The organism is Bacteroides sp. RTP31139st1_H2_RTP31139_211217, from assembly GCF_040227615.1.
GTDB lineage: Bacteria > Bacteroidota > Bacteroidia > Bacteroidales > Bacteroidaceae > Bacteroides > Bacteroides uniformis.
The window spans coordinates 5,443-10,417 of record NZ_JBCNZM010000166.1; the positions used below are offsets into that span (position 1 = coordinate 5,443).

The 4,975-nt window shown below is 46.4% G+C and carries 6 protein-coding genes; all 6 read left to right on the forward strand.

The annotated features are described in order from the left end of the window. Positions 1-36: 36 nt before the first annotated feature. The 6 genes from ABUA47_RS20090 to ABUA47_RS20115 are packed head-to-tail and all read left to right on the forward strand — an operon-like array spanning position 37 to position 4,871. Positions 37-1,413 carry a putative quorum-sensing-regulated virulence factor gene (locus tag ABUA47_RS20090; RefSeq protein ID WP_149923052.1) on the forward strand — a complete coding sequence of 459 codons (1,377 nt, stop codon included), beginning with the start codon at positions 37-39 and terminating at the stop codon, positions 1,411-1,413. Between the two features lie 12 nt (positions 1,414-1,425). Next, the gene (locus ABUA47_RS20095) at positions 1,426-2,394 is read left to right on the forward strand and encodes a DUF4373 domain-containing protein (RefSeq protein ID WP_149923051.1); all 969 of its coding nucleotides are present in this window, start codon (positions 1,426-1,428) and stop codon (positions 2,392-2,394) included. Beyond that, entirely contained in the window at positions 2,391-4,214 is a 1,824-nt protein-coding gene (locus ABUA47_RS20100; protein WP_149923050.1) for a bifunctional DNA primase/helicase, read from the forward strand. Before ABUA47_RS20095 ends, ABUA47_RS20100 begins: the two co-directional genes overlap by 4 nt. A gap of 11 nt (positions 4,215-4,225) precedes the next feature. Next, positions 4,226-4,468: a hypothetical protein gene (locus ABUA47_RS20105; RefSeq protein WP_149923049.1), complete on the forward strand. Its 243-nt coding sequence runs from the start codon at positions 4,226-4,228 to the stop codon at positions 4,466-4,468. After that, positions 4,465-4,650 (forward strand): hypothetical protein, encoded by a 186-nt coding sequence (locus ABUA47_RS20110; RefSeq protein WP_149923048.1) that lies wholly within the window; start codon positions 4,465-4,467, stop codon positions 4,648-4,650. Before ABUA47_RS20105 ends, ABUA47_RS20110 begins: the two co-directional genes overlap by 4 nt. Continuing rightward, a complete protein-coding gene (locus tag ABUA47_RS20115) occupies positions 4,638-4,871 on the forward strand; it encodes a hypothetical protein (protein WP_027199990.1) in 234 nt (77 codons plus the stop codon). Before ABUA47_RS20110 ends, ABUA47_RS20115 begins: the two co-directional genes overlap by 13 nt. Positions 4,872-4,975: the final 104 nt, after the last annotated feature.

Sequence of the window (4,975 nt, forward strand, 5' to 3'; positions counted from 1 at the left end):
GGTTAGCCCTAAATACGGAGTTTTATTCTCTCAAATATGATAACACTCAGAGAAAACCAAACAGAGCCGATAAACAAGGCTATTCAGTTCTTCACGGAAAAGAAACCGAAGCCGAGTTTGATTGTTCTCCCGACCGCTTGGGGGAAATCAATACTGACGGCTTTTGTCGCAAAGAACAGCAACGATAAAATGATTGTTCTTCAACCCTCGAAAGAGTTGCTCGAACAAAACTATTTGAAATATTGCTCGCTATGCGGGGATTTCGCATTGAATGCGGGGATTTACAGCGCAAGTTTCGGGCGAAAGGACATCGCCCATATAACTTACGCCACGATAGGCTCAATAAAGAGCCTCGGGGCTAAATTCAAGTCTCTCGGGTTTACAAAAATGTTGATTGATGAAGCGCACCTTTATCCCCGTGAGGCTAACAGTATGCTCGGACGTTTCCTGAAAGAAAGCGGCATAACCCACGTTCTCGGAATCACGGCTACCCCCGTGAAGCTGCAAACGAACCGGGATAAGGACGGGCAGAACTTCTCAAAACTTGTCATGCTGACCTCCCGTTCAAAGAAAGGCAACTTCTTCAAAGACATCATTCATGTCGGGCAGGTGGCTGAAATGGTTCGCCTCGGCTTTTGGTCTCCGCTTCAATATGAGACAGCGGGATTCGACAGCAGTCTTCTTGTCTTCAACAGTTCAAAATCTGAATACACGGAAGAAAGCGTTCAGCGGGCGTATGATGCGAACGGAGGATCTGAACAGATTGTTCAAGCCCTTGACAGACATTCAGACCGCCGCCATATTCTTGTCTTCGTTCCCTCTGTTGAGGACGCCATAACGCTTTCAAAGAAATACCCAAACTCAGCCGTGATTTACGGGGAAATGGATAAGACGGAACGTTCTCAGGTCATCGCACGTTTCAGGGCGGGCGAAATACGGGTCATATTTAACGTCAGAGTGCTTTCGACAGGCTTTGACTATACAGGTATCGACTGCATCGTTTTAGGCGTTTCTACGGCTTCTATCGCCTTGTATTATCAGATTATCGGACGTGCGACACGTATTGACCCCGAGAAAACGGACGCTTTGATTGTTGACCTCGGCGGCAATGTTGAACGTTTCGGGCGTGTTGAAGACATCACGTTTGAGCAGGGTAAAATGTGGCGAATGTTCGGAACGGGCGGGCGGCTTCTGTCAGGCATACCCATTTCGGACATCGGTCATTACACCCGTGAAGACACACGGGCGATAGACGCTCGGGCAGAAGCCCCGATTGAAATCATGCCTTTCGGCAAATATAAGGGGAACAGAATAGCGGACATTCCCCTTGATTACCGTCAATGGATGATACGCTCCTTTGAATGGAACGCAAGGAACGAGAAACTCCGCAAATCAATTCTTACAACCCTATAAATCCATCAGGCTATGGCAAGACCGAAAAAACAAACCGTTGATTATTTCCCGCACTTCGTCAAGGGCGGGCGCACGATTTTCATCCTTGAAAATAAGTTCGGGAATGACGGATATGCGTTTTGGTTCAAACTCCTTGAAATTCTCGGGGAAAGTGAGGGGCATTTCTATGATTGTTCAAACGCTTCAAATTGGGAGTATCTTCTTGCCAAAACACGTGTCACAGAGGAAAAGGCGAAAGACATTATCAACGTCTTGATAAATCTAAACAAAATTGACATTGAGCTATGGAACGAACATCGTGTTTTATGGATTGCGAATTTTGTCAGAAACCTTTCAGATGTTTACAGAACCCGTAACACCAACCTCCCGTCAAAACCCAGTTTTGAAGACAAGAAACAGCCTGAACAGAAAGTTTCTTCCGAGAAAACACAGGATGAAGAACGGTTTTCTGCGCAAGAAACCCCTAAAGGAGAGGAAAGCAAAGAAAAGGAGAGCAAAGAAAAATATCCTTATCAGGATATATGCGCCTTGTGGAACTCAATCTGTGTATCTCTGCCGAAAGTTCAAAAACTCAATGACAACAGGCGAGCAAAAATAAAATGCCGCTGTGACGAATGGGGCAAAAGCCGTGAGACTTGGCTACAGACCGCAGAAGACATCTTCAAGCGTGTTCAAGCATCCGACTTCCTGACCGGGCGGCAATCCAACAAAAGGGCGTGGACGGCGACATTCGATTGGATTTTTGAGAACGGTTCAAACTGGATAAAGGTTCAGGAGGGCAACTACGACAACGATAAAGGCAGCGGCGTTCAGAACGGTTCAAAAGTCACAAAGGTTCAACTCGGTGTCGGCGAGTTCTATGACAACTCAGGGCACAGAACATACGGTTCAGGCAAGGCGATAATACCTCCTACAGCCCCACCCCGTCCGTCTGACAGACACGCTTGGGATTCATCATCAAACACTTGGATTTTATTATGAGCATAAATTGGGAAAAATACGGGATAAAAGCCCCATACGGGCGTTCAGGGAACAGAAAGGTTTTCTGCCCACAGTGCCATGACCAGCGTCACGACAAACGTGACAAAAGTCTCTCTATCAACCTTGAAACAGGCGAGTTCAACTGTCATTACTGCGGTTTCTCGGGCTGTGCAGCGGAAAAAGAGCCTTGGGAAAAAGAAGACCGCCCGTGGCGCAACGCCGCCCCCATACGCCGCGAGAAACCCGTTTACAAGAAACCCGCCCCACGTCAGGACTGTTTTTCAATCTCTGGGAAAGCCCTTGAATGGTTCAAGGGGCGTGGCATCAGCGAAAAGACCCTGACGGCGATGAAAGTAACCGAGGGGCTTGAATGGATGCCGCAGAAGAACGGCAAAGCGAACACGGTTCAGTTTAACTACTACCATAACGGGGAACTTGTCAACACGAAATTCAGAACGGGAGACAAATGTTTCAAACTCTGTTCAGGCGCAGAACTTCTCCCGTACGGGATTGACAACATCAAAGGTACGAAAGAATGTATCATCACAGAGGGCGAAATGGACGCCCTGTCATTCTTTGAATGCGGACGGACAGATGTTGTCAGCGTTCCGAACGGGGCGAACTCAAACCTTGACTACCTCGATGACTATCTCGAAGAATACTTTGATGACAAAGAGACAATATACATCGCATCTGACACGGACACGAAAGGCGTTGTTCTGAAAGAAGAACTGATAAGGCGTTTCGGGGCTGAACGCTGCCGGATAATTGAATACGGGGACGGGTGCAAAGACGCTAACGAACACCTGCAGAAGTACGGGCGTGAAAGTCTTCTGAAATGTATCGCTGACGCTCCCGAGATAAAGATTGAGGGCGTTTTCACGCTGTCAGACTTTGAACAATCCCTTGACGCTCTGTTTGAGCATGGCTTGCAGAAAGGGGTAACAATCGGGCATGACAACTTCGACCGATTGTGCTCTTTTGAAACAAAGCGTCTGTGTATCATCACGGGCGTTCCGAGTTCGGGTAAGTCTGAATTTATTGACGAGATTGCAGAACGATTGAATATTCGTTATGGCTGGCGTTTCGCTTATTTCAGCCCGGAGAACGCCCCGCTGGAATATCACGCTTCAAAACTGATTGAGAAGTTCACGGGCAAACAGTTTGACAAAGAACACCTGACATACGGGGAGTACAAACAAGTGAAACAACACCTTGAAACAAATTTCTTTTTCATATCCCCGAAAAGCGATTTCAGGGTTGACGCTATTCTCGAAAGGGCGAAATTCCTTGTCAGACGCAAGGGTATTAAAGTTCTCGTTATTGACCCGTATAACAGGCTTGAAGATGAAAGCGAGGGCAAGAACGAGACGAAATACATATCAAGGCTGCTTGACAAACTGACAAACTTCGCACAGCTGCATGATGTGTTGGTTATCCTTATGGCGCACCCAACAAAGATGCAGAAGAACAAAGACGGTGAGCCTGAGATACCGACACTTTATGACATCAGCGGCTCAGCGAACTTCTACAACAAGGCTGATTTCGGTATTGTCGTTCACAGAAACCGACTTGAAAACACGGTTGAAATCTACGTGAAGAAAGTGAAGTTCAGACACCTCGGAGAGTGCGGAATGGCTCTGTTCAAATATAACCTGAACAACGGGCGTTACAGCCCCTTTGTCAACGGCACAGAACCCGTTTGGGATAACAGCAACCATTTACAGGAAGAAATCAAACGGCGTGAGCAGGAAGCCTTTGAAGCCTCTCAATTCAACTGGGATGACTTTCAGCCATCCGATGAAGAATGCCCGTTTTAATCATTTGAGTTATGAAGTGCCATTATATCTACACGGAAACAGGCGAAAAGGTTTTGATACCCGGCTGTATGGGTACGGCAGCTATGGGTATCGAACATTGTACCTGCCGCTTTGAAAAATCTCCCGCTCAATTTGAGCGTGAACAATACAATGAAACCATAAAGGTTCTGAAACAAGAAATAAAAGACCTTGAAAGCGAAAATGCGTACCTGAACAGAATTATAAAAAAACTGACTAAAAACAACAGAAGATGAAGCCGAAAGAATTTTTTGACGCTGTTGTCCGAATGAGAGAAAAACAGCGGGAATATTTCAAGACCAAGACAAATTCAGCCCTGACAGAAAGCAAGAGGCTTGAACGGATCATTGATGACGAAATAGAGAGAGTTCAAAGAATTATTCACGAAAAACAGAACCCGAAGTTATGGCAAGATTAGACATTGAAAGGCAAAAACGGCTTGAACCGACACGCATTGAATATGCTGTCAGCCGCATTCAGGAAATCGGCTTTGAGATTGTTCAGCGTGACAACACTCAGATACAGTTCATTCACAAAGGGCAAACAGTGACGTTCTTCCCGTACAGTGGATGGGCAACAGGAAAAAGCATAAAGGACGGGCGGGGTCTTGAAAGACTTCTTAAACAGTTGAGACCATGAGACCGAAAGGAAACGGCTTGATACCGCTTCACGATGAGAAGCAAGAAGAACGGGGCTTCTTCTGTATAAAGCTGGTTCAGTTTCTGAACACAGAAGCCGAAATG

What these genes read in the sequence shown, in the direction of transcription:
- ABUA47_RS20115 (WP_027199990.1), top strand. Translation starts at nt 4,638, where the DNA reads ATGGCAAGATTAGACATTGAAAGGCAAAAACGGCTTGAACCGACACGC.
- ABUA47_RS20100 (WP_149923050.1), top strand. Translation starts at nt 2,391, where the DNA reads ATGAGCATAAATTGGGAAAAATACGGGATAAAAGCCCCATACGGGCGT.
- ABUA47_RS20110 (WP_149923048.1), top strand. Translation starts at nt 4,465, where the DNA reads ATGAAGCCGAAAGAATTTTTTGACGCTGTTGTCCGAATGAGAGAAAAA.
- ABUA47_RS20090 (WP_149923052.1), top strand. Translation starts at nt 37, where the DNA reads ATGATAACACTCAGAGAAAACCAAACAGAGCCGATAAACAAGGCTATT.
- ABUA47_RS20105 (WP_149923049.1), top strand. Translation starts at nt 4,226, where the DNA reads ATGAAGTGCCATTATATCTACACGGAAACAGGCGAAAAGGTTTTGATA.
- ABUA47_RS20095 (WP_149923051.1), top strand. Translation starts at nt 1,426, where the DNA reads ATGGCAAGACCGAAAAAACAAACCGTTGATTATTTCCCGCACTTCGTC.